We start from the raw sequence: 20,690 nt of genomic DNA, 5'->3' as shown, positions 1-20,690 counted from the left end.
TCGGTTTCTAGGGTTCCAAGGGAGCGTGGGAGACATGAAGAAGCCCGGCCAGCGGAACGACACCGTCCAGCGGGAGGTCCTTCCCATTCCGGACCAGCCCTACCCGGGCGTCCGGCCCTTCACCGCGAGAGACCCGGCCGCGAGCTTCCCTCCCATCACCCCGCTGCGGCCTCCCTCGGACGCGCCCCACGTGCTCGTCGTCCTGCTGGACGACGTGGGCTTCGGCGCTTCCAGCACCTTCGGTGGCGTCATCCACACGCCCACCGCGGAGCGACTGGCCGCCGGTGGCCTCAAGTACAACCGCTTCCACACCACGGGCCTGGGCGCGCCCACGCGGGCCGCGCTGCTCACGGGCCGCAACCACCACACGGTGGGCTTCGGCGGCATCTCCGAGCTGGCCACCTCCTCGCCGGGCTACACCTGCGTGCGCCCCAACCACTGCGCGCCGGTGGCCGAGGTCCTCAAGCTCAACGGCTACAGCACCGCGCAGTTCGGCCGGTGCCACGAGGTGCCCGCCTGGGAGACGGGCCCCATGGGCCCCTTCGACAGGTGGCCCACCGGCTCCGGCTTCGAGTACTTCTTCGGCTTCCTCGGGAGCGGGACGAACCAGTGGTACCCGGCGCTCTACGAGAACACGACGCCCGTCGAGCCGCGCCGCACGCCGGAGCAGGGCTACCACTTCATGGAGGACCTGACGGAGCGGGCCATCGACTGGGTGCGCCAGCAGCGGGCGCTCGTGCCGGACAAGCCCTTCTTCGTCTACTTCGCGCCGGGCGCCACGCACGCCCCGCACCATGTCCCCAAGGCCTGGGCGGACCGGTACAGGGGCCGCTTCGATGCGGGCTGGGACGCGCTGCGCGAGGAAATCCTCGCACGGCAGCAGCAGCGCGGCGTCCTCCCCGCGGACTGCGCGCTCACGCCCCGCCCCGAGGGCATCCCCGCGTGGGGCGCGATTCCGGAGCCGCTCCGGCCCGTGCTCGCGCGGCAGATGGAAATCTACGCGGGGTTCCTCGAGTACGCGGACTTCCACGTGGGGCGGCTCGTGGAGGCGCTGGAGCAGCTCGGCGCGCTGGAGGACACGCTCGTCTACTACGTCCTCGGAGACAACGGCGCCTCCGCCGAGGGCACCCTCCACGGCACGCTGAACGGGGGCCTGCTCTGCAACGGCCTCTTCGACGTGGAGACTCCGGACTTCCTCGTCCGGCACGTGGACAGGCTCGGCACGCCGGAGTCCTTCAACCACTACGCGGTGGGCTGGGCGCACGCCATGAACACGCCCTTCCAGGGGGCCAAGCAGGTGGCCTCGCACCTGGGGGGCACGCGCAACGGCGCAATCATCCACTGGCCCCGGGGCATTCGCGCCCGCGGAGAGGTGCGCTCCCAGTTCACCCACGTCATCGACGTGGCGCCCACCCTCCTCGAAGCCGCGGGCCTGCCCCAGCCGGCGAGCGTCAACGGCGTGCGGCAGACCCCGATGCAGGGGGTGAGCATGCGCTATGGCTTCGACGACGCCCTGGCGCCGGAGCGTCACGAGACGCAGTACTTCGAGCTGTTCGGCAACCGGGCGCTCTACCACCAGGGCTGGACGGCCGTGGCGAAGCACCGCACCCCGTGGGAGCCGGGCGTGAAGGTGCCGCTCGACGAGGACGTCTGGGAGCTCTACGACACGCGCGCGGACGCGTCCCAGGCGAGAGACCTCGCGGCGGAGCGGCCGGACAAGCTGCGCGAGCTGCGACAGCTCTTCCTCATCGAAGCCGCCCGGTACGACGTGCTGCCGCTGGATGACCGGAGCATCGAGCGCTTCAGCCCGGAGCTGGCGGGCCGGCCCGGGCTCGTCCAGGGCGACTCGCAGCGGCTGTCCGGGGGCATGCGGCGCCTCGGAGGGAACTCGCTGCTGGACCTCAAGAACAAGTCGCACGCCCTCCTCGCCGAGGTGGAGGTGCCCGAGGGCGGCGCGCACGGCGTCATCTTCACCCAGGGCGGCGCGTTCGGCGGGTGGTGCCTCTACGCACGCGGGAGTCGGCTCTCCTATTGCTACAACTACGCCGGGCTGCGCCGCTTCCACGTCGAGGCCGACCGCGAGCTGCCCGCGGGCACGCACCAGGTCCGCATGGAGTTCAAGTACGACGGCGGCGGCGTGGGCAGGGGCGGCGACGTCACGCTGCTCGTCGACGGGAAGCAGGTGGGCCGGGGGCGGGTGGAGGCGACGCTGGCCCACACCTTCTTCCTGGACGACACGGCCGACGTAGGGCTCGCGCTGGGCTCTCCCGTGGTGGAGGGCTTCCACGAAGGCGACCGCCGGTTCAACGGCCGCGTGCGGTGGGTGCGGCTCGAGAAGGGCCGGGAGACCTTCGAGCACCGCATCTCTCCGCTGGAGCAGCTCCGCGCGGTGCTGGCCCGGCAGTAGGGCCCGGCGGCAAGGCCGGTGCAGCCCCGGAGCACACCGCGCTCCGGGGCAGGGGACGGCCTACGCCGTCTTCGCCGTCACGCCGGCCTGGGTGTGCTCGCCGGTGGGGACGGGGGGCGCCGCCTGGAAGTAGTCGCGCACCTGGAACTTGCGCGCCACCAGCCACAGCATCAGCCCCGCCAGCAGCGCCAGGCTGCCGTAGAAGAAGAACTGGCTCGGGCCCTTGAAGTAGTCGATGCGCGCGATGAAGGCGACGAAGATGTTCGCGAGCGCCGTCGTCACCAGCCACAGCGACTGCACGACGCTCTTCATCTCTCGCGGCGCCTGCGTGTACGCGAACTCCAGGCCCGTGGTGGACACGAGGATTTCCGCCACCGTCAGCACCGCGTAGGGCAGCACCATCCACGCGATGTTGAGCACTTCCTTGTTGTCCATGCGCTGCTGGAAGAAGCCGGCGATGACGTAGGAGGCCGCGCACAGCACCATGCCCAGCGGCATGCGGCGCAGCGGGGTGAACTCCCAGCCCAGGCGCTTGAACAGCGGGTACACGCCAATCGTCAGCAGGGGGATGAGAATCATCACCAGGCCGGGATTGATGAGCTGAATCTGGCTCGGCTGGAAGGTGAAGGGCCCCACCACCGGGTCCATGGCCTTGGCCTGGAGCACCAGCGTGGACGCCTTCTGGTCGAAAATCATCCAGAAGAACATCACCGGGATGAAGAGCACCACCAGGCGGAGCACGGCCTTCGCGCCGTCGATGGCCGCCTCGGGGTGCTCGGTCCGCGCGGTGTCCAGCCAGTGGCTCCCCTTCGTGCGCTCGCCCTTCGGCTTCAGCGCGGCCAGGACCACCTTGAAGAACGAGTGCGGGTTCTTCCCGGTGGGCGGCACCATGACGTAGTGCTTGCGGCCCGCCCAGTAGATGGCCGTGGCGATGAACATCAGGATGCCGGGGATGCCGAAGGCCACCGACGGCCCGTACTTCGCCAGCACCGCGGGGATGAACAGCGCCGCGAAGAACGAGCCGAGGTTGATGCTCCAGTAGAAGATGGAGAAGATTTTGTTCACGAGGTGCTTGTTCGACTCGTTGAACTGGTCTCCCACCATCGCCGCGACGCAGGGCTTGATTCCACCCGAGCCCATCGCGATGAGCAGCAGGCCGAAGTAGAAGCCCAGCGGCACGTCCTCGAAGAACGCCAGGCACGCGTGGCCCACGCAGTACACGAGGCTCAGCCAGAGGATGACCTTGAACTTGCCGAACATCCGGTCGGCGAGCCACCCGCCCACCAGCGGGAACCAGTACACGCCGAACATGAAGAGGTGGAAGTAGCTCTTCGCGATGGCGTTGCGCTCGTCGCCTCCGCCCGCGTCCATGGACTGCTTGAGCAGGTAGTCCGCCAGGAACACGGTCAGGATGCCGCGCATCCCGTAGAAGCTGAACCGCTCACAGGCCTCCTGGCCGATGATGAACGGGATTTGCGGTGGAAACTTGTTGCTCTGCGCAGCGGCTGTCTGGGCCATGCGACGGGGTGCTCCCTCGTGGCGAAAGGTGGGGGCTCCAAGAAAACGAGAAGCGAACCCTACCCAACCGCACGTCGGGACTCCACCTACCGCTGCGCCGTGGGGTGCCGTGCCCTCTGGGACTGTCCCCCTCCAGGGAGGAGGGGAGGCCCTCCCGCCCGGCCGAAGCCCGCCCCGGTGCCGCCTGGCCGCACCCGCACCGGAATTCTCGCGCGTGTCTGGGCGCCCCATTCCGGTGGGAATGCGTCTTTATCAATACACATTAATCAGTTGACGCGCGTTTGACAGGAATTGTGGCCTCCCTATCATGTGTCACGCGGTACGTCTCACTTCGCGACCCACACCCCTCCCGTGACACCATTCCTCCAAGGTGGACGGGGGGTTGGGGGTGAATGAAGGCACCCCCGCCCCCCGCTCCATTGTCACGGGACGGAGTGTCGCGAGCGTCAGCCCGCCACTTCCCGCAGGGCGGGGCCGTCCACGCGCTGGCCCACGCGGGCGCGCCGCGCCTTGGACAGCACGTGCGCCAGGTAGCGGCCGGTGTGGCTGCCCTCCACGCGGGCGACCTGCTCGGGTGTGCCGGTGGCCAGAATCAGGCCGCCGCCCGCGCCGCCCTCGGGGCCGAGGTCAATCACCCAGTCCGCGCTCTTGATGACGTCCAGGTTGTGCTCGATGACGAGCACGCTGTTGCCCGCCTCCACCAGCCGGTTGAGCACCGACAGCAGCTTGCGGATGTCCTCGAAGTGCAGGCCGGTGGTGGGCTCGTCCAGGATGTAGAGGGTGCGGCCGGTGGCCACGCGGGCCAACTCGCGCGCCAGTTTGATGCGCTGGGCCTCGCCGCCGGACAGGGTGGGGGAGGGCTGGCCCAGGCGGATGTAGCTCAGACCCACGTCGTGCAGCGTCTGGAGCACGCGCATGATGTCGCGGTGCGCGCCGAAGTGCTCCATCGCCTCGCGCACGCTCAAGTCCAGCACCTCGGCGATGTTCTTCCCCTTGTAGCGCACGCGCAGGGTGGCCTCGTTGAAGCGCTTGCCGGCGCAGCTCTCGCAGGGCACGTACACGTCCGCGAGGAAGTGCATCTCCACCAGCTTCACGCCGTCGCCCTCGCACGACTCGCAGCGCCCGCCCTTGATGTTGAAGCTGAAGCGGCCCGGCCCGTAGCCGAAGGCGCGCGCCTCGGGCGTCATCGCGAACACGTCGCGGATGTTGTCGAACAGCTTGGTGTACGTGGCGGGGTTGCTGCGCGGGGTGCGGCCGATGGGGCGCTGGTCGATGTCGATGACCTTGTCCAGGTGCTCGAAGCCCTGAATCGACTTGTGCTTGCCGGGCGTCTCGCGGCTCTCGTAGAGGTGCCGCGCCAGGGCAGGGAAGAGGATGTCGTTGATGAGCGTGGACTTGCCCGCGCCGGACACGCCGGTAATCGCGCTGAAGACGCCGAGCGGAATCTCCGCGTCCACGTTCCTCAGGTTGTTCTCCTGCGCCCCCTGGATGACGATTTTGCGCTTGGGGTCCAGCTTGCGGCGCTGCTCCGGAATCTCGATTTCCTTGCGCCCGGAGAGGTACGCGCCCGTCTCGCTGGCCACGTTCTCCATCACCTGCGCCGGCGTGCCCTGCGCCACCACCTGGCCGCCCAGCTCGCCCGCGCCGGGGCCGAAGTCCACCAGCCAGTCCGCCTCCTCCATCGTCTCCTCGTCGTGCTCCACCACGAGGACGGAGTTGCCCAAGTCCCGCAGGCGCTTGAGCGTGGTCAGCAGCTTGCCGTTGTCACGCTGGTGCAGGCCGATGGAGGGCTCGTCGAGGATGTAGATGACGCCGGTCAGCTCGCTGCCCATCTGCGACGCCAGCCGGATGCGCTGGCTCTCTCCGCCGGACAGCGTGGACGCGGTGCGGTCCAACATCAGGTAGCCCAGCCCCACGTCCACCAGGAAGGACAGGCGGCTGCGAATCTCCTTCAGGAGCTCGGTGGCAATCTTCCGCTCGTGCGCCGTCAGCCCCATCTCCCCCAGGAAGCCCAGCGCGTCGGAGATGGTCAGCCGGCTCAGCTGCACAATCGTGTGACCGTGGACCTTCACCGCGCGGCTCTCCGGCTTCAGGCGCTCGCCCTTGCAGGAGGGGCAGGGCTTGTCGCTGAAGTACTTCTGCAGCTCGGTGCGGCGCGCCTCGGAGGTGGTCGTCTTGAAGTTGCGCATCAACCGCTCGACCAGGCCCTCCCACTCCATCTTGTACTGGCCGCCCTCGCCCCACTCGACGGTGAAGCTCTTGCCGTGGGAGCCGTACATCAGCGTCTCCCGCTCGCGCTTGGACAGCTTCGCGTAGGGCACGTCCAAATCAATCTTGAACGCCTTGGCCAGGCTCTCCACGAAGTCCGCCGTCCAGCCCTCGCCGCGATTCATGCCGCTGGCCCAGGGCTCAATGGCGCCGTCGCGGATGGTGCGGGACGGGTCCGGGACGATGAGGTCCGGGTCCATCTCCGGCTTGGTGCCCAGGCCGTTGCAGTCCGTGCACATGCCCAGCGGGTTGTTGAAGGAGAAGGACGCGGGCGTCAGCTCGCCGAAGGACAGGCCGCAGGTGGGGCACGCGTTGAGCTCGGACATGACGCGGTCCGAGGCGGGGGTGCCCTTCTCGTCGGTGACGATGAGGGTGCCCTTGCCCTCGCGCAGCGCCGTCTCCACCGAGTCGGTGAGGCGCGTCTTCAAGTCGGGCTTGAGCACCAGCCGGTCGATGACGAGCGCGATGTCGTGCTTGGACTTCTTGTCCAGCTCGATGCGCTCCTCCAGGCTCTTCAGCACCCCGTCGATGCGCGCGCGGGAGAAGCCGCGCTTCTGCGCCTCGGCCAGCAGTTCCTTGTGCTCGCCCTTGCGGTTGGTGACGAGGGGCGCCAGGACTTGCAGCTTGGTGCCGGCGGGGGACTTGAGGATTTCCTCCACAATCTGCTGCGCGCTCTGCTTGCCCACCTTGCGCCCGCAGTTGGGGCAGTGCTGCACGCCGATGGAGGCGTAGAGCACGCGCAGGTAGTCATGCACCTCGGTGACGGTGCCCACCGTCGAGCGGGGGTTGTTGCTGGCCGCCTTCTGCTCGATGGAGATGGTGGGCGACAGTCCCCGGATGGTGTCGTACTTCGGCTTCTCCATCTGCCCCAGGAATTGCCGGGCATAGGCGGAGAGGCTCTCCACGTAGCGACGCTGGCCTTCCGCGTAGAGCGTATCGAAGGCGAGCGAGCTCTTGCCGGACCCTGACACCCCCGTGAAGACGACGAGCTTCTTCTTGGGGATGTCCAGGGAGACGTTCTTGAGGTTGTGCTCCTTGGCGCCTCGGAGGGAGATGACGTCGGGCTCGGACATGATGGGCGGCCGTTTACCACTGAATGGGTGTTCCGGTGCGTGGAAACTCGCACGGGTGGAGTGAATGACGCTCAACGCGCCGGGTTTCAACGCTCATCCCACATGTGGCAGGTGGGCGGCCGGGCGGGCAGGGCGGGGCTGGCGGGGGAGGCGTTTCCCTGTAGGGTGCGCGGCGTCCATGAACCGCTGGGTCCTTCCGGAGCGCTACCGCGGTGTCCCGCTGCTCATCTTCTCGAGCTTCCTCTTCTCGGTGATGGCGCTGTGCACCCGCCTGCTGGCGGGCCGCCTGTCCCCCGGGCAGGTGGCGTCCGGCCGCTTCGTCATCGGGCTGCTGTTCCTGGCCGTCTACTTCCCCGTGCTGGGACGCCGGCCGCGCTACGGACGCCTGTCGCTGTGGGCGCTGCGCGGCATCTTCGGCGGCGCGGCCGTCTACCTGTACTTCGTCGCCATCGACCGGATGACGGTGGGGCCGGCGGTGCTCCTCAATGCGTGCTGGCCCATCTACGCGGCCATCATCGGCTGGCTCTTCCTGCGCGAGCGCGTCACCGGGCCGCTGCTGGCCGGGCTGGCGCTCACCACGCTGGGCGCGGGCCTGGTGATGTGGAGCACCATGGACGGGGGCGCCTCGCTGGAGATGGGCCTGGGCGCGTGGGCGGGCATGGGCTCCGCGGTGCTGGGCGGCGCGGCGGTGGTGGTGGTGCGGGCGCTGCGGCACGACACGGACTCGGCCACCGTCTTCCTCTCCTTCTGTCTCTTCGGCCTCCTCTTCAGCCTGCCCTTCGCGGTGCAGGACTGGCGGCCGCTGGGGTGGGACGTGGTGCTGCCGCTGCTGGGCGTGGGCCTGACGTCCGTGGTGGCGCAGATGACCTTCACGTATGCCTTTGGCTACGTCACCGCCGCGGCGGGGGGCGTGGCCACCCAGCTCACGCCCGCCTTCTCGTGGGTGATGGGCGCGCTGCTGCTGGGCGAGGCCGTGTCGCCGCTGGCCGTCACCGGCGCGCTGGTGTGCGTGGGCGGCGTGCTGTGGGGCACCGGCGTGGTGGGGCGGCTGTTGGCCCCCGCGTCGCGCCCCGCCGCCTGAGCACCGGAGTCCCTGAGCCCAGCGCGCCGGAGCTTCGGAGCTCCAGCGCCTTTTGGGGCTCGGTGAAGCTGGCTGCCCCACCCGGTCGTCCAGGGTGTCCGTGTGTTACCCGCGCTTACTGAAGGAATTTCAGTCCTTCGGGGTGAATGGGAAATGTCGTTCCACACGCGGTGCGACGCCTTTCCCAGGGAGGCCAGAGGTTTGCCGCGTCGGCCTTCCGACGTCTTCGCCCCGGGAATCGCGGGCACCCGGGTTGCAGAGGGCCCACCCCCGGAGCCGTGGATCAGCGCGGCGACGGATTCGAAGTCCCAGGGCGTGGTGGGAGGTCGTTATGCGAAGGGCGCTGTGGGTGGCGTGGGTGGCGGCGGCGTTGGTGATGGGCGTGGCGTGTGAGCGGCCGTCTTCCCAGAAGGCGAAGAGCGCCTTCGTGGTCCGCCCGGAGATGATTGAGTTCGGTCCCTCGGCCCTGGGACGCACCAAGTCGTTCAAGCTGAAGATCGCCAACGGTGGTCGCGCCTCGTACCGCGTGGAGGGCGCCGTCTCCAGCGTGCCCAACGTGGTGATTCCCCCCTTCGAGCCCTTCACCCTGTCCGCCGGTGGCGAGCAGGAGATTGAGGTCCACTTCACGCCGCGGGTGGAGGGCGTGGTGCAGGGCATGGTGGAAATCCTCACCGACGCCGAGGTGGAGGGCGTGGTGCCGGTGAATGGCCGCGGCGTGAAGGCCTTCGTCGAGGTGCCGGACACGGCGCTCGACTTCGGCAACGTGGCCATGGGCCTGGTGGAGATGCGCGAGGTGACGGTGCGCAACCCCTCGGACGTGGAGAGCCCGCTGGTGCTGTCCGTCCAGGGCTCGGACGCGGACCAGTTCTCCGCGGGCGCCGGCCAGTCCTCCACGCTGGCGCCGGGCGAGGAGCGCGTGGTGCCGGTGGCCTACGCCCCCAAGCGCCTGGGCTCCGCCGAGGCGGCGCTGCACGTGGTGGTGTGCGAGGGCTGCGAGCCCGCGGTGATTGCGCTGAGCGGCCTGGGCGTCGCTTCCAAGCTGGAGGTGACGCCGCTGCGCGTGGACTTCGGGCGCGTGGCGCTGGGCGCCACCGCGGAGCAGTCCATCACCGTGCGCAACCAGGGCACGGTGCCGCTGAGCTATGACGGGGCGCGCTTCCTCGACAACCCCGGCGACGTCTTCAAGGTGGTGAACGCGCCGGTGCTGGCGGGCGGCCTGCTGGCGCCGGGCGCGGCGGTGGAGCTGCGCGTGGCCTTCACTCCGGCGGCGCTGGGCCGGGTGCGGGACGGCCGGGTGGAGGTGGGCGTGCGCGAGCAGGGCACGACGGCGCCGGGCCCCAAGGTGTCGCTGGCGGGCGAGGGTGGCACCTCCTGCGTCACCGTGCTCCCCCGGAAGGTGGACTTCGGCGTGGTGGCGGAGGGCATGACGGCCACGCGCCAGGTGCAGGTCATCAACCGCTGCCGGGAGGAGGTGCTGGTGAGCAACCTGCAACTGGACACGCTCCAGGGCGGCTTCTTCACCCTGGCGCAGGCGCCCGCGAGCGTGGCGGTGCCGGCCGGTGGGACGACGCTGGTGGGCGTCACCTTCAGCCCGCGCGTCGGCCTGCTGACTCACAGCGCGGGGCAACTGGCCGTCACCGTGCGCACCCGCGCCGCCTCGTCCACGGAGGCGGTGACGCTGGCGGGCGAGGGCCGCGTCTTCAAGCCCTGCCAGTATGACATTCCTCCGCGGCTGCGCTTCGGGAAGGTCCCGGTGGGCGCGCAGGTGGCGCTCGGCGTGTCGGTGCGCAACACCGGCTCGGAGGCGTGCTACCTGGCCTCCATGCAGCTCGTCCCGGGCTCGGACGCGGCCTTCACCGCCCTGCCCGTGCAGAATGGCGTGCTGGAGCCGGGGCGGAAGGCGACGCTGGTGGTGATTTTCAAGCCGGACGCGGAGGGGCCCTTCTCCGGCCTGGCCGAGGCGTGGGTGAACAGCCCGACGGCGGGCCACCCCCTGGTGGAAGTGTCTGGCGAGGGCGTGAAGGGCTGCTTCGCGGTGCAGCCCACCACGGTGGACTACGGCGTCACCAAGCTGTCCTGCGGCCCGCGCTCCCGCGAGCTCATCGCCATCAATGACTGCATCGGCCCGGTGCGGGTGGAGGGCATGGCGCTGGAGCAGGTGGGCACGGAGTTCACCGTGACTGGCGCGGTGGGCTTCCCGCACACCATTCCCCAGGGCAGCCGGGTGCACCTGTCCGCCACCTACCAGCCGGTGGACGACGGTGACGACGCGGCCACGCTGCGCTTCACGTTGCCCGACGGCTCCGAGTACACGGCAGGCCTCATCGGCCGCGGCGTGTCGAAGGCGGAGCAGACGGACCGCTTCTTCCAGGAGTCCGAGGTGAAGGTGGACGTGCTCTTCGTGGTGGATAACTCCGGCTCCATGATGGAGGAGCAGCAGAGCCTGGGGCAGAACTTCGCGGCCTTCCTGAGCGCGGCGAACCAGGCGGCGGTGGACTACCGCATCGGCGTGACGACGACGGGCCTGGACGCGTCTCCGGGCGGCTGGTCCGAGTGCCCGGGGGGCGCGCAGGGCGGTGAGAATGGCCGCCTGTTCCCGGTGGATGGCAGCCGCCCGCGCATCATCACCCCGTCCACGCCCAACGCGGCGGCCGTCTTCGCCAGCAACACCCGGGTGGGGGTGTGCCACTGGAACGAGCAGGGCCTGGACGCGGCCTGGCGCGCGCTGTCGGATCCGCTCATCTACCAGGCGGACGACCCGCGCACCGCGCTGGCCAACGACGGCAACGGCGGCTTCCTGCGCGAGGACGCCAAGCTGGCCATCATCTTCCTGACGGACGAGGAGGACTTCAGCGCGCAGCCGGTGCCCTTCTACGAGACGTACTTCCGGGCGCTGAAGGGCAATGACCCGTCGAAGCTGAGCATCAATGCCATTGTGGGGCCGCTGGACTTGGGCACCTGTCCCACCTCCAGCAGCTCGGGCAGCCGCTACATCCAGCTGGCCCAGGCCACGGGGGGCACGGTGGAGAGCATCTGCACGCCCAACTGGGCCGCGTCCCTGGAGAAGCTGTCCAACAGCGCCTTCGGCCCCAACCGGCGGTTCCGGCTGACCGAGGAGCCGGCGGACCCGTCGCGGATTGTCGTGGTGGTGGACGGCGTCCAGGTGACGTCCGGCTGGGAGTATGACGCGGGCACCAACTCCATCCTCTTCGAGCGCACCGCGGCCCCCGCGCCCGGCGCCATGGTGGAGGTGACGTACCCGCTGGGCTGCTAGGCCCCGCTTCAGTCAGGCGGCTTCCCGGGGGGCGCTCACGCCGAGAGGCGGGGCGCCCCCGGTCATTTCTCCCCTCCGGGACGCCCGGCGGGTCCCGGGGCAGTCGAGAGGATTTGTCAGCCATTGGCTGCATGCGGGCAAAGATGACTCGACAGGGCGGGGGAGGGCCGTGCAGCCTTCCGGGTGAGATGCCGGAATCCCTCCTTGTCGCGGCCGTGGGTGACATCCATGGCCGCTTCCACCGCGTGGAGACGTGGCTGGACGCGCTGGAGCAGGCGCGTGGCCGCCGCGTGGACCTGGTGCTGGCGGTGGGGGACGTGGAGGCCTTCCGCCACCCGGATGACCAGCGGCGCAAGGCGGCCAAGCGCCTCATGCCGGCCGAGTTCGCGGAGTACGCGGACGGGGTGCGCCGGGTGAAGCGGCCGCTGTTCTTCATTGGCGGCAACAACGAGGACTTCGAGGCGCTGCACGACTTGCAGGACGGCGGCGAGCTGGCCCCGGACGTGTTCTACCTGGGCCGCGCGGGGCTGCGCGAGCTGCGCGGGCTGCGGGTGGGGTACCTGTCCGGCATCCACGCGCCACGCTTCATCGAGCAGCCGCTGAAGCGGCCCACCACCCAGGACACGGTGAAGCAGGCCGGCTACTTCCGCACGGCGGAGGTGGAGCGGCTGTCCTCGCTGCGCGACGTGGACCTGATGCTGGTGCACGAGTGGCCCCGGGGCATCGTCCAGCGGGCGCGCGAGGAGAACCCGGTGCCGCCCCGGCCGCTGCCCTCGTATTGGATTGGCAACCCGGTGACGCGGCGGCTGGTGGACGCGGTGCATCCCCGGTGGCTGCTGTGTGGCCACTCGCACAAGGCCTTCGCGGTGACGCTGGAGGGGCCGGGCCGGCCGGCCACGCGCATCGCCTGTCTGGACCAGGCGGCCCGGCCGCAGGAGTCCGTCTTCTGGCTGGAGTACGAGGGTCGCGAGGCGGTCCGCGCCGGCTGGGGCACGTCGGGCGCCGTGGCGTGGGAGACCGGTCAGCGCTGGGACATGTCCTGCCTGCCGGCGCAGGCCAGTGATGGCGAGGGGACTCCGGCGGGCGCCGGGTACTGACTCAGAAGCTGCCCGAGATTCCCGCCATGCGGGCTCCGGCCATGGGCACCATCCGCACGCCGCCGACGCCGACGCGGGAGGCGGCGGGCTCCGTCGTGCCCGTGCGGCCATGCAGCAGCAGCGGCACGGCCAGGCCGAATGCCGAGCCCAACAGGGCGCCGGTGGCCACGTCGCTGAGGTAGTGCTTGTCCGCGCCCATTCGCAGCAGGCCCACCGAGGTGGCGAGCGGCAGCCCCACGGCCCAGATCCACGCCTGGTTTTCATAGCCGCGCATCGCCGCCACGGTGCCCGCGGAGACGACCATCGCGAACATCAGGTTGGTGTGGCCGCTGTAGAACGAGAGGTTGTTGTCGGTCGGGTGCGCGGTGAGGCCCTTCTGGTCCTCGGGGAGCTGGTGCACGAAGGGGCGCTCGCGGCCGACGATGAACTTCACCGTCTGGTTGGCCAGCGAGGAGAGCACCGCGCTTTGGATGATGATGGTGGCGTCCTGGGTGAAGAACCGGCTCGGCGCGCCCGAGCCGTGGCCCACCGCGTACTGGAGGCCCAGCACGCTGGCGGGGACCACGCCGAAGCCCAGGATGTTGCTCCAAGTGTTGGCCCGGCTGCGCGACTGCTCTGTCTCTCCGGCGAGCCCTCGGCCCCAGCGGTCCAGGCGGTTGAGCGTGTCGGTGCCGTCCGGAGCGCGGTCGCACCAGCGGCACTGGGCCGGCGCCAGGTCGTCCTTGAGGAAGGTCTCGCTGGAAATCCACAGCGCGCCGGCCACGCCGGTGATGGCGCCGTCCCGGGCCCAGTCGAAGCGGAGCTCGTGGAGCCGGGGCTCATCCGTGCCCGACTGGGCGGAGGCGCGGGACAGCGGGGCGAGGGCCAGCAGGAGGGCAATCGCGACAGCGGTGGGAGAGGAGCGCACGGTCGGAGCATAGGGTCCTCCCGCCTCACCGTTCCACCTTCCGGCGGCGGCTCGACGCGGGGAGCCAGCTCACACCGGGATGCAGCGTACACACGAGGGCGGGGGCCCGCTGGCACGGTGGGTTCACGCTGCGCTGTGCGCACGTTGGCGGACCGGAAGCGCGGCACTGCGACAACGTTGATCAGCCGCGAGCACGTTGGGGCGTTGGGAGAAGGCCCGGAAGTCAGGCCCGTGGAGCAGGCAGTCGAGAGAGGTGGACCCACGCGCTGCCGGTAGATGGCCTAGAGTCTCGGGGCCTAACGCACCATGACGACCCCTTCCTCCGCCCGGTTTCCGCTCAAGGTCCGCCTCGCGCTGCATGGAGGAACGCTCCTGGTAGGCGCGTTCACGTACCTCTACGCGAGGCTGGTCTGCACCTACATCTGCGCGCTGCCCCCGCACGTGTTGCTTCACACCGTCCTGGCCCTCTCCGCGGTCCACATCCTCCTGCGCGAAGGGGTGTTCCACCTTGCGCCGGAGCCGGACGGGCGCCGCACGCAGGCCCGGCAGGCCTATCTGCTGTCGGTCGCCACCTGGGTGGTGACGGGCTTCGTGGCCTTCGGGCTGCATCTCTTGTGGTACCCGACGTTCCCTTTCTTCAGCCACGTGAAGCTCGGCGTCGGGTACTGGCTGCTCGGCGGGGGCCTCGTCGCCCAGGTGGAGTACCTCCTCTTCGAGCAGCTCCAGTCGTCGACGGCCTCTCCCGCGGCGCAGCTGCGTGAGCGGCTGGGCCACCGGCTCATGGAGGGCTACGTCCTCTTCACCACCATCCCCGTGGTGGTGCTGCTGCTCACCCTGGCGCGCATGGTGGGGGACCTGCACATGCTGGGGGCGCCCCAGCTCGAGGTCGTGCTCGACCAGTCCATGCGCGAGGCCATGCTGCTCGCCGCGGCAATCACCGTGGCGGCGCTCGTCGCGGCCCTGGCCTACGGGCGCAGCCTGCGGAGGGACTCGGAGCGGCTGCTGGAGGCGGTGCGCCGGGTCGGCGGCGGAGACCTCCATCCGCACGCGGCCACGAGCCGTCCGGACGAGCTGGGCCTCGTCGCCCTGGGCATCAACGACATGGCGGACGGGCTCCGCCTGCGGGAGCGCATCCGAGAGGCCTTTGGCCGCTTCGTCTCGCCGCAGGTGGCCAACGAGTTCATCGAGAAGTTCGCGCGCCCGGGACGCGCCACGGAGCTGGGCGGACAGCGGCGCGATGTCGTCCTGCTCTTCAGTGACCTGCGCGACTTCACGCCCCTGTCCGAGTCGCTCGCCCCGGAGGACCTCATCGGGGTGCTCAACGGCTACTTCGGGGAGATGGTGGCCGCCATCCAGAAGCATGGTGGCATGGTGGACAAGTTCATCGGCGACGCGGTGCTGGCGGTCTTCGGCCTCACCGGGGGCACGGGCAATCCGGCTGAGTCCGCCGTGGCCGCCGCGAGGGAGATGCAGCAGCGCCTGGAGGGCTACAATGCGCGACTCGCCGAGCGGGGGCTGTGCCTGCGGGCGGGCATCGGCATCCACGCGGGCGAGGTCGTCGCGGGCTATCTGGGCAGCGCGGAGCGGCTGGAGTTCACCGTCATCGGCCACGCCGTCAACGTGGCCGCGCGCATCGAGAGCCACGCCCGCGAGCCACGGCCCTCGCTCCTCTTCAGCGCGGAGGTGGCCCGGCGGCTCACGGGTACGCTGGAGGTCCAGGAGGTGGAGTCGGTCTCCCTCAAGGGCGTCGCGGAGCCGATGAGCCTCTTCACGGTGCCGCGAGCAAGCGGCGACATCCAGGCCGCCTGACTCCGAACGCCGTTGCGTCCCACGGTGCCGCGAGCGGGCGGTGACATCCCGGCCGCTTGATTCCAGACGTGGAAGTGTCCCCACGGTGCCGCGAAGCCTGCCTGACGCCATTTCCCCAGCGATGTCGAACGGAGTCCCACCGCCTGGCTGTCCGAAGTGGGGCTGTTGCTCCACGGTCGTGCGCTCGGCCCATGTCAGACCCTCCCGGTAGACAGGTACTGGCGGAAGGAACGTTCATTCCGGCCGGCAGCCGTCTGGGGGCGGGGAGGGGCAGGGGATGTGGATTCTGGAGATGATGCACGCCGAGGCCATGTACGCGGCGGCGGCGCTGCTGGCGCGGCGGGGCTACGACAACGTGCAGGCCTGCGAGCTGGCGCGGGCCATGCGCTTCTCGGTGGGCACGCTGTACCGGCACTACGGCAGCAAGCAGGGCCTGGCGCTGGCCGTGCGCGACTACGCCGAGAGGGAACTCAGCTACCGGGCCGACGTCGCCTTCTTCATGAAGCATGTGCAGCCGGGCGTGGACTTCGGCCGGGCCTTCTACGCCTTCTGGTGGGAACTGGTCGGGTGGGCGCTGCGGCATCCGGACCTCTTCGGCTTCACCTTCCTGCACTGGCATGCGCATGAGTATGGGGCGCAGTCCGCCCCTGCCCCCGGGCCCCGGATTCCGGGTGCTCTCCTGCCACAGTCGAACGGAGGAGCCACCCGCGCACTGGTGCGCGAGGTGCTGGAGAAGGGCGAGAAGGAGGGAGTGCTGACACCGGGCTGCAGCCTGGTGGGCGAGGGGCTGGTGTGGGGCACGCTGTTGGAGCTGGCGCGCGCGGCCCGGCAGGGCGCCAGGGTGGGTGAAGTCGAAGTGCAGTCCTCGGCCGATGCTCTCTGGCGCGCCCTGGCGCGTGCGGAAGGCTCCGGGCCACGAGGCACAGGCACGCCACCTCCAGGCGCGAAGGAGCCCTCATCCGGGGCGTCCGGCAACCTCGCGGCGGCGCCCAGTCCTCTTGCCGGTATTGAAGCGCCGGTGGTGCACTCACGCCCTGCACGCGAACCGTGTGCGGTCTACTCATGCTCGAATGGCGACGCGTCCCGGAAGGCGAGGGGCCTTCGCGGGCCGATGCGCTCCGATGGGTTTTGTGCGTCCCGTTGCTCACTCCCTGGCGGGCAGTGCCGTCACCCAGAACGCGTCTGGCACCTTCGCCGCCGTGCCTCGCAGCAGCCGGTCGCGCAGCCGTGCCTCGGTGACCCACACCCGGCCATCCTTCGCCACCGTGAGGTTGACGGGGGACTCCATGCCGGAGGCGAGCACCTCGATGGCCCTGGGCCCGGACGCCTTCCCGAGCACGTCGATGCGGACCACGCGTCCATTCCCACTGTTCGTCGCCCCCTCCAGCACGAGCAGCCGTCCATCCGGAGCGAAGCGCATCCCATCCGGGTTCTCCAGGCGGCGCGGCAGCTCCACCTCGCTCACCGTGGGTGCCGCGCCGGGTCCACTCGCGCGGACGAGAAAGAGTCGCCCCGGCCCGAAGGTGTTGACCGCGAGCGTCCGCCCGTCCGGCGCCAACGCGATGCCCGCGGGGCCGATGTTGGCCATGCCCGAGCCCTTCGCCTGGAAGCGTGCATCGGAGACATATGTCTCCAGCCGCTCCCCTCCAGGGCGCAGGTGGAGCACGGCGGCCCGGTTGCTGTCCGTCACGTACAGGCCCCCATCCGGCGCGACGGTGAGGTCGTTGCCCAGGCCCCCCTCCGGCAAGGGGACAAGCTTCCGCACCTCTCCGGTACTCACCTCCACGGAGAAGAGCCGGGGCGTGCGCCGGCCCAGAGTTCCATCGGGGCGCAGCAGGCCCATGACGTCCGGCGAGGTGCCCCACAGCAGTCCACGCGGCACATCCAGCCGGAGGCTCGTCACGGAGAACACGTCCTCCGAGCCGGGGAACAGCACCGTCCAGTCGCCTCCCGGCGGCCGGCGCAGGATGCGGCCAGTCGAGACCGAGCCGACGAAGAGCGTTCCGTCCTCCGCGTGGGCGATGCCATTGGGATACGCGAAGCCCATGGGCAGGGGCAGGCGCTCGTGGCGTGCTTCCACCGGGGTGGCTCCCAGGCTCATCGGGAGAAGGGCGAGAAGGCTCGCAAGCAGGGTGGCGGTCAATTGTAGGTGTTTCATGGTGTAGGTCCTTGTCGATGCCGCGAGTCAGCGTTTGAGGCGAGGCTCGGAGTCGGGCAGAGGCTCGAAGCTCCAGGCTCGGTGGCAGGCGATGGCGTACCCGCCGTCCACTCCGCGGCCGGCCCTCGCGTTGTCGATGCGTGCAATGCACAAGTAGCCCACGGCTTCCGCCGCATCATCGGGGAGCGCTGCATTAGACTCTTGCGTCGCGTGCAACAATCGGAAGGAGCGCGGCATGGAGCGTCTGGCGTTGAGGGACCGGCTGGAGGACATGCTCAGCTTCACCGCGGTGGCGCGCGTCTTGAGCTTCGCGGACGCGGCGCGGGAGCTCGGCATCAGTGCTTCCGCGCTGAGCCGGCGCATCGCCCGCCTGGAGGACGCGCTGGGCACCGCGCTCCTGCGACGGACCACGCGCCATGTGTCGCTCACGGAGGCGGGGACGCTCTATCTGGAGCGCTGTGCCGACGTGCTCACCCGGGTGGAGGACGCGGAGGCGCTCGTCTCCGGGCTGGCGGGGGAGCCTCGGGGCCGGCTGCGCGTGGCCGTGCCGAACCTGTTCGGGCAGCTCCAGGTGGCGCCGCTGCTGCCGGAGTTCATGCGTCGCTACCCGCGCATCGGGCTGGAGCTCTCGTTCATGGACCGGTACGTGGACCTCGTGCAGGAGGGCTTCGATGTGGCCATCCGCATCGGCGCGCTGACGGACTCCAGCCTCGTGGTCCGCCGGCTCGCCACCAACCACCGCATCCTCTGCGCGGCGCCCGGCTATCTGCGAGGCCGCAGGCCGCTCACGAAGCCCGAGGACCTGTCCCACCACGCGTGCCTCTACTTCAGCCCCCTCTCGGAGGGGAACGTGTGGCACCTCCAGCGGGGAGACGAGCGGGTCGCGGCGCGTGGCCGCGCGGTGCTGGTCGCGGACAATGCCGAGGCGCTCCGGCTGGCGGCCGTGGGCGGCTGCGGCGTCACCGTGCTGGCCACGTTCCTCATCGCGGAGGACCTGCGCGCCGGGAGGCTGGTCCGGTTGCTCGAAGGCTGGTCGGTGCCCGACACCGGCATCTTCGCCGTCCACCCACCAGGGCGACTGGTGCCGTCGAAGGTGAAGGCCTTCGTCTCCTTCCTGGCGGAGCGGTATGCGGGCACGCCTCCGTGGGAACGGGTGGGCGCGCGCCGCTCCGAGGCCTGACGGCCTGTCGGTGTGCCATGGCGGCTCGCGTGGGCCAGGGGATTTGCTAGAGACGGGATGTCTCCCACCTGGTCAGACCGCATGGAACTCACGCCCGCCTCGGACCTGTCGCTTCGCTCTCTCTCCACGCTCTTTGCCCGCTCGTTCGAGGGGTACTTCGTCACCATCCCCGACGCGCCGGCGCTGTTCGACGCGCGCGTGCGGAGCGAGCACATCTCCCTGACGGAAAGCCGAGTCGCGCGGGTGGAGGGCGAGCCGGTGGGTCTGGTGCTGATGGCCCGGCGGGGCAGGGTGAGCCGCGTCGCCGGCATGGGCATCGTGCCCTCGCACCGCAACCGCAAGCTGGGGGCCGGCATGTTGCTGCCGCTGCTGGAGGAGGCCCGCGTCCGTGGGGACACGCGGATGGTGCTGGAGGTCATCGAGCAGAACGCCCCCGCGGTGAAGCTCTACGAGCGCCTGGGCTTCCAGCGCGTGCGAAGGCTGGTGGGCTTCGTGGGGACTCCGTCGGCGGAGCCGGCCGCGCTGGAGGAGGTGGAGCCGCTGGCCTGCGCGCGGCTGCTCCCGGACGACCTGCCCTGGCAGCTGGCGCCGGCCACGGTGGCGGGGCTGGCGCTGCCCGCGCGCGCGTTCCGGCTCGGGCCGGCCGTGGCGGTGCTCGGGGACGTCTCCGCGCCGACGCTCGCGGTGCGTGCGCTGGCCGTGGCGCCAGAAGCGCGGGGCCAGGGCGCCGGACGCAGGCTGCTCCGTGCGCTGGCCGCCGCCTGGCCGGGCAAGCCGCTGGCGGTGAGTGCCATCGTCCCGGAGGGGCTGGTTGACCGGTTCTTCCTCGGCGCGGGGTTCTCGTACCCGACGCTCTCCCAATTGGAGTTCGTCCATTCCTTCACGCGCCTCGACGCCTGCTACGGTGCGCGCCCATGAGCCTCGTCGAACGCCTTCAGGCTTCCATGCGCCACGCCGCGAGTGAGCGGTACACGTCCGTCCACGTGCCGCCCTTCACGGCCTTCTTCCACCCGTTCGATGCGATGGTCTACCTGAACTACGCCATCCCCGACGGGCCGGTGACGGGGGACACGCGCGAGGCCCTCCGGAAGCTCCGCTCGGAGTTCGAGGCCCGGAATCGCGTGCCCCGCTTCGAATACGTCGACGAGCTGGCCCCCGAGCTGTCCGGCCGGCTGCGCGACGCCGGCTACAAGCAGGAGGCCGAGGCCCGGCTGATGGTCTGCACGCGGGACACCTACGTCCCCTTCCCGGCGCCCCAGGGGCTCACCGTCTCGGTGCTCTCGCCGGAGTCACCCCGCGAGGAGGTTCGCGAGTTCTGCGCCACCACGCAGCAGGGCTTCAACCCGGGGACGACTCCCGTGGTGAGCGACGAGGAGGTCTCGAAGACCCTCGCCGACCTCAAGGACGGCCGCGCGTTCCTGGCGAGGATGGAGGGGCACCCGGTGTCGGGCGGGCTGGTGACTCCGCCCCATGACGGCACCTCGGAGCTCGCGGGCGTGGCGACGCTCCAGGAGTGGCGGGGCCGGGGCATTGGCGCCGCCGTGGTCTCCCGCGCGGCCGAAGAGGCCTTCGCGCGAGGGGTGGAGGTGCTCTTCCTCAGCACCATCACCGAGGAGGCCGGCCGCCTCTACGAGCGCGTCGGCTTCCGGTTCATCACCCGGATGCTGTTCTACGTCGACGCCGCGGCCCCCGCCCACCCGTGAGTCCCGGCCGGATGCGAACACCTTCGACGAGGACCTCATCGACCGCTCGAGTGACGGCGATGCGATTCGCGCGGCCATCGACGCGCTGAACAACGGCGGCGTCGCGGCCTCCATGGAGAACGTCCTCTGCGAAGCCCGGGAAGTCTCCCTTCCCAGGCAGGGCAGGCGGGCGAGCGTTGAGAGGACCTGGGCGGCGGGCTCGTAAACGAGCATGA

Annotated in this window: 12 protein-coding genes and 1 pseudogene; 9 read left to right on the top strand and 4 right to left on the bottom strand. The window is 70.3% G+C overall.

The genetic code is table 11. The features are described 5' to 3' along the window. Positions 1-34: 34 nt before the first annotated feature. A complete protein-coding gene (locus G4D85_RS29350) occupies positions 35-2,407 on the top strand; it encodes an arylsulfatase (RefSeq protein ID WP_164017319.1) in 2,373 nt (790 codons plus the stop codon). Positions 2,408-2,467: 60 nt separating this feature from the next. On the opposite strand, the gene G4D85_RS29345 is transcribed toward G4D85_RS29350, so the two are convergent. Then, the gene (locus tag G4D85_RS29345) at positions 2,468-3,925 is read right to left on the bottom strand and encodes a POT family MFS transporter (protein WP_164017318.1); all 1,458 of its coding nucleotides are present in this window, start codon (positions 3,923-3,925) and stop codon (positions 2,468-2,470) included. Between the two features lie 446 nt (positions 3,926-4,371). Continuing rightward, complete coding sequence (gene uvrA, locus G4D85_RS29340) at positions 4,372-7,266, bottom strand: excinuclease ABC subunit UvrA (protein WP_164017317.1); 2,895 nt, start codon at positions 7,264-7,266, stop codon at positions 4,372-4,374. A 178-nt stretch (positions 7,267-7,444) separates the two neighbouring features. Here uvrA and G4D85_RS29335 point away from each other — a divergent pair, with 178 nt between their 5' ends. The 3 genes from G4D85_RS29335 to G4D85_RS29325 all read left to right on the top strand — a co-directional run bounded on the left by G4D85_RS29335 (position 7,445) and on the right by G4D85_RS29325 (position 12,718). Continuing rightward, the gene (locus G4D85_RS29335) at positions 7,445-8,347 is read left to right on the top strand and encodes a DMT family transporter (RefSeq protein ID WP_164017316.1); all 903 of its coding nucleotides are present in this window, start codon (positions 7,445-7,447) and stop codon (positions 8,345-8,347) included. A gap of 331 nt (positions 8,348-8,678) precedes the next feature. Further along, on the top strand, positions 8,679-11,621 hold the full coding sequence (locus tag G4D85_RS29330) for a choice-of-anchor D domain-containing protein (protein ID WP_164017315.1): 2,943 nt from the start codon (positions 8,679-8,681) through the stop codon (positions 11,619-11,621). A 188-nt stretch (positions 11,622-11,809) separates the two neighbouring features. Beyond that, complete coding sequence (locus G4D85_RS29325) at positions 11,810-12,718, top strand: metallophosphoesterase (RefSeq protein WP_164017314.1); 909 nt, start codon at positions 11,810-11,812, stop codon at positions 12,716-12,718. A 1-nt stretch (position 12,719) separates the two neighbouring features. On the opposite strand, the gene G4D85_RS29320 is transcribed toward G4D85_RS29325, so the two are convergent. Next, a complete protein-coding gene (locus tag G4D85_RS29320; RefSeq protein WP_164017313.1) occupies positions 12,720-13,625 on the bottom strand; it encodes a phosphatase PAP2 family protein in 906 nt (301 codons plus the stop codon). 306 nt (positions 13,626-13,931) lie between these two features. Between G4D85_RS29320 and G4D85_RS29315 the strand changes: the two genes are divergently transcribed. Both G4D85_RS29315 and G4D85_RS50835 read left to right on the top strand, forming a co-directional pair. Then, the gene (locus G4D85_RS29315; protein ID WP_164017312.1) at positions 13,932-15,434 is read left to right on the top strand and encodes an adenylate/guanylate cyclase domain-containing protein; all 1,503 of its coding nucleotides are present in this window, start codon (positions 13,932-13,934) and stop codon (positions 15,432-15,434) included. A 277-nt stretch (positions 15,435-15,711) separates the two neighbouring features. Further along, positions 15,712-15,870 (top strand): annotated as a pseudogene (locus G4D85_RS50835) (helix-turn-helix domain-containing protein); the annotation flags it as partial. Between the two features lie 708 nt (positions 15,871-16,578). Here the strand turns inward: G4D85_RS50835 and G4D85_RS29305 are convergent. After that, complete coding sequence (locus G4D85_RS29305) at positions 16,579-17,514, bottom strand: SMP-30/gluconolactonase/LRE family protein (protein WP_205525762.1); 936 nt, start codon at positions 17,512-17,514, stop codon at positions 16,579-16,581. A 313-nt stretch (positions 17,515-17,827) separates the two neighbouring features. Between G4D85_RS29305 and G4D85_RS29300 the strand changes: the two genes are divergently transcribed. From G4D85_RS29300 to G4D85_RS29290, 3 genes are all read left to right on the top strand, one after another. After that, entirely contained in the window at positions 17,828-18,772 is a 945-nt protein-coding gene (locus G4D85_RS29300; RefSeq protein ID WP_164017310.1) for a LysR family transcriptional regulator, read from the top strand. A gap of 81 nt (positions 18,773-18,853) precedes the next feature. After that, positions 18,854-19,690: a GNAT family N-acetyltransferase gene (locus G4D85_RS29295; RefSeq protein WP_164017309.1), complete on the top strand. Its 837-nt coding sequence runs from the start codon at positions 18,854-18,856 to the stop codon at positions 19,688-19,690. Continuing rightward, positions 19,687-20,475 (top strand): GNAT family N-acetyltransferase, encoded by a 789-nt coding sequence (locus G4D85_RS29290; RefSeq protein WP_164017308.1) that lies wholly within the window; start codon positions 19,687-19,689, stop codon positions 20,473-20,475. Before G4D85_RS29295 ends, G4D85_RS29290 begins: the two co-directional genes overlap by 4 nt. The last annotated feature ends 215 nt before the right edge of the window (positions 20,476-20,690 follow it).

This window comes from Pyxidicoccus trucidator, from assembly GCF_010894435.1.
Lineage (GTDB): Bacteria > Myxococcota > Myxococcia > Myxococcales > Myxococcaceae > Myxococcus > Myxococcus trucidator.
This window is presented reverse-complemented; position numbering and strand designations above follow the sequence as displayed.

Excerpts from the sequence above, each read along its gene's own strand:
- G4D85_RS29335 (WP_164017316.1), top strand. The coding sequence starts at position 7,445 with ATGAACCGCTGGGTCCTTCCGGAGCGCTACCGCGGTGTCCCGCTGCTC.
- G4D85_RS29345 (WP_164017318.1), bottom strand. The coding sequence starts at position 3,925 with ATGGCCCAGACAGCCGCTGCGCAGAGCAACAAGTTTCCACCGCAAATC.
- G4D85_RS29290 (WP_164017308.1), top strand. The coding sequence starts at position 19,687 with ATGAGCCTCGTCGAACGCCTTCAGGCTTCCATGCGCCACGCCGCGAGT.
- uvrA (WP_164017317.1), bottom strand. The coding sequence starts at position 7,266 with ATGTCCGAGCCCGACGTCATCTCCCTCCGAGGCGCCAAGGAGCACAAC.
- G4D85_RS29295 (WP_164017309.1), top strand. The coding sequence starts at position 18,854 with ATGGAACTCACGCCCGCCTCGGACCTGTCGCTTCGCTCTCTCTCCACG.
- G4D85_RS29300 (WP_164017310.1), top strand. The coding sequence starts at position 17,828 with ATGGAGCGTCTGGCGTTGAGGGACCGGCTGGAGGACATGCTCAGCTTC.
- G4D85_RS29315 (WP_164017312.1), top strand. The coding sequence starts at position 13,932 with ATGACGACCCCTTCCTCCGCCCGGTTTCCGCTCAAGGTCCGCCTCGCG.
- G4D85_RS29325 (WP_164017314.1), top strand. The coding sequence starts at position 11,810 with ATGCCGGAATCCCTCCTTGTCGCGGCCGTGGGTGACATCCATGGCCGC.
- G4D85_RS29330 (WP_164017315.1), top strand. The coding sequence starts at position 8,679 with ATGCGAAGGGCGCTGTGGGTGGCGTGGGTGGCGGCGGCGTTGGTGATG.
- G4D85_RS29350 (WP_164017319.1), top strand. The coding sequence starts at position 35 with ATGAAGAAGCCCGGCCAGCGGAACGACACCGTCCAGCGGGAGGTCCTT.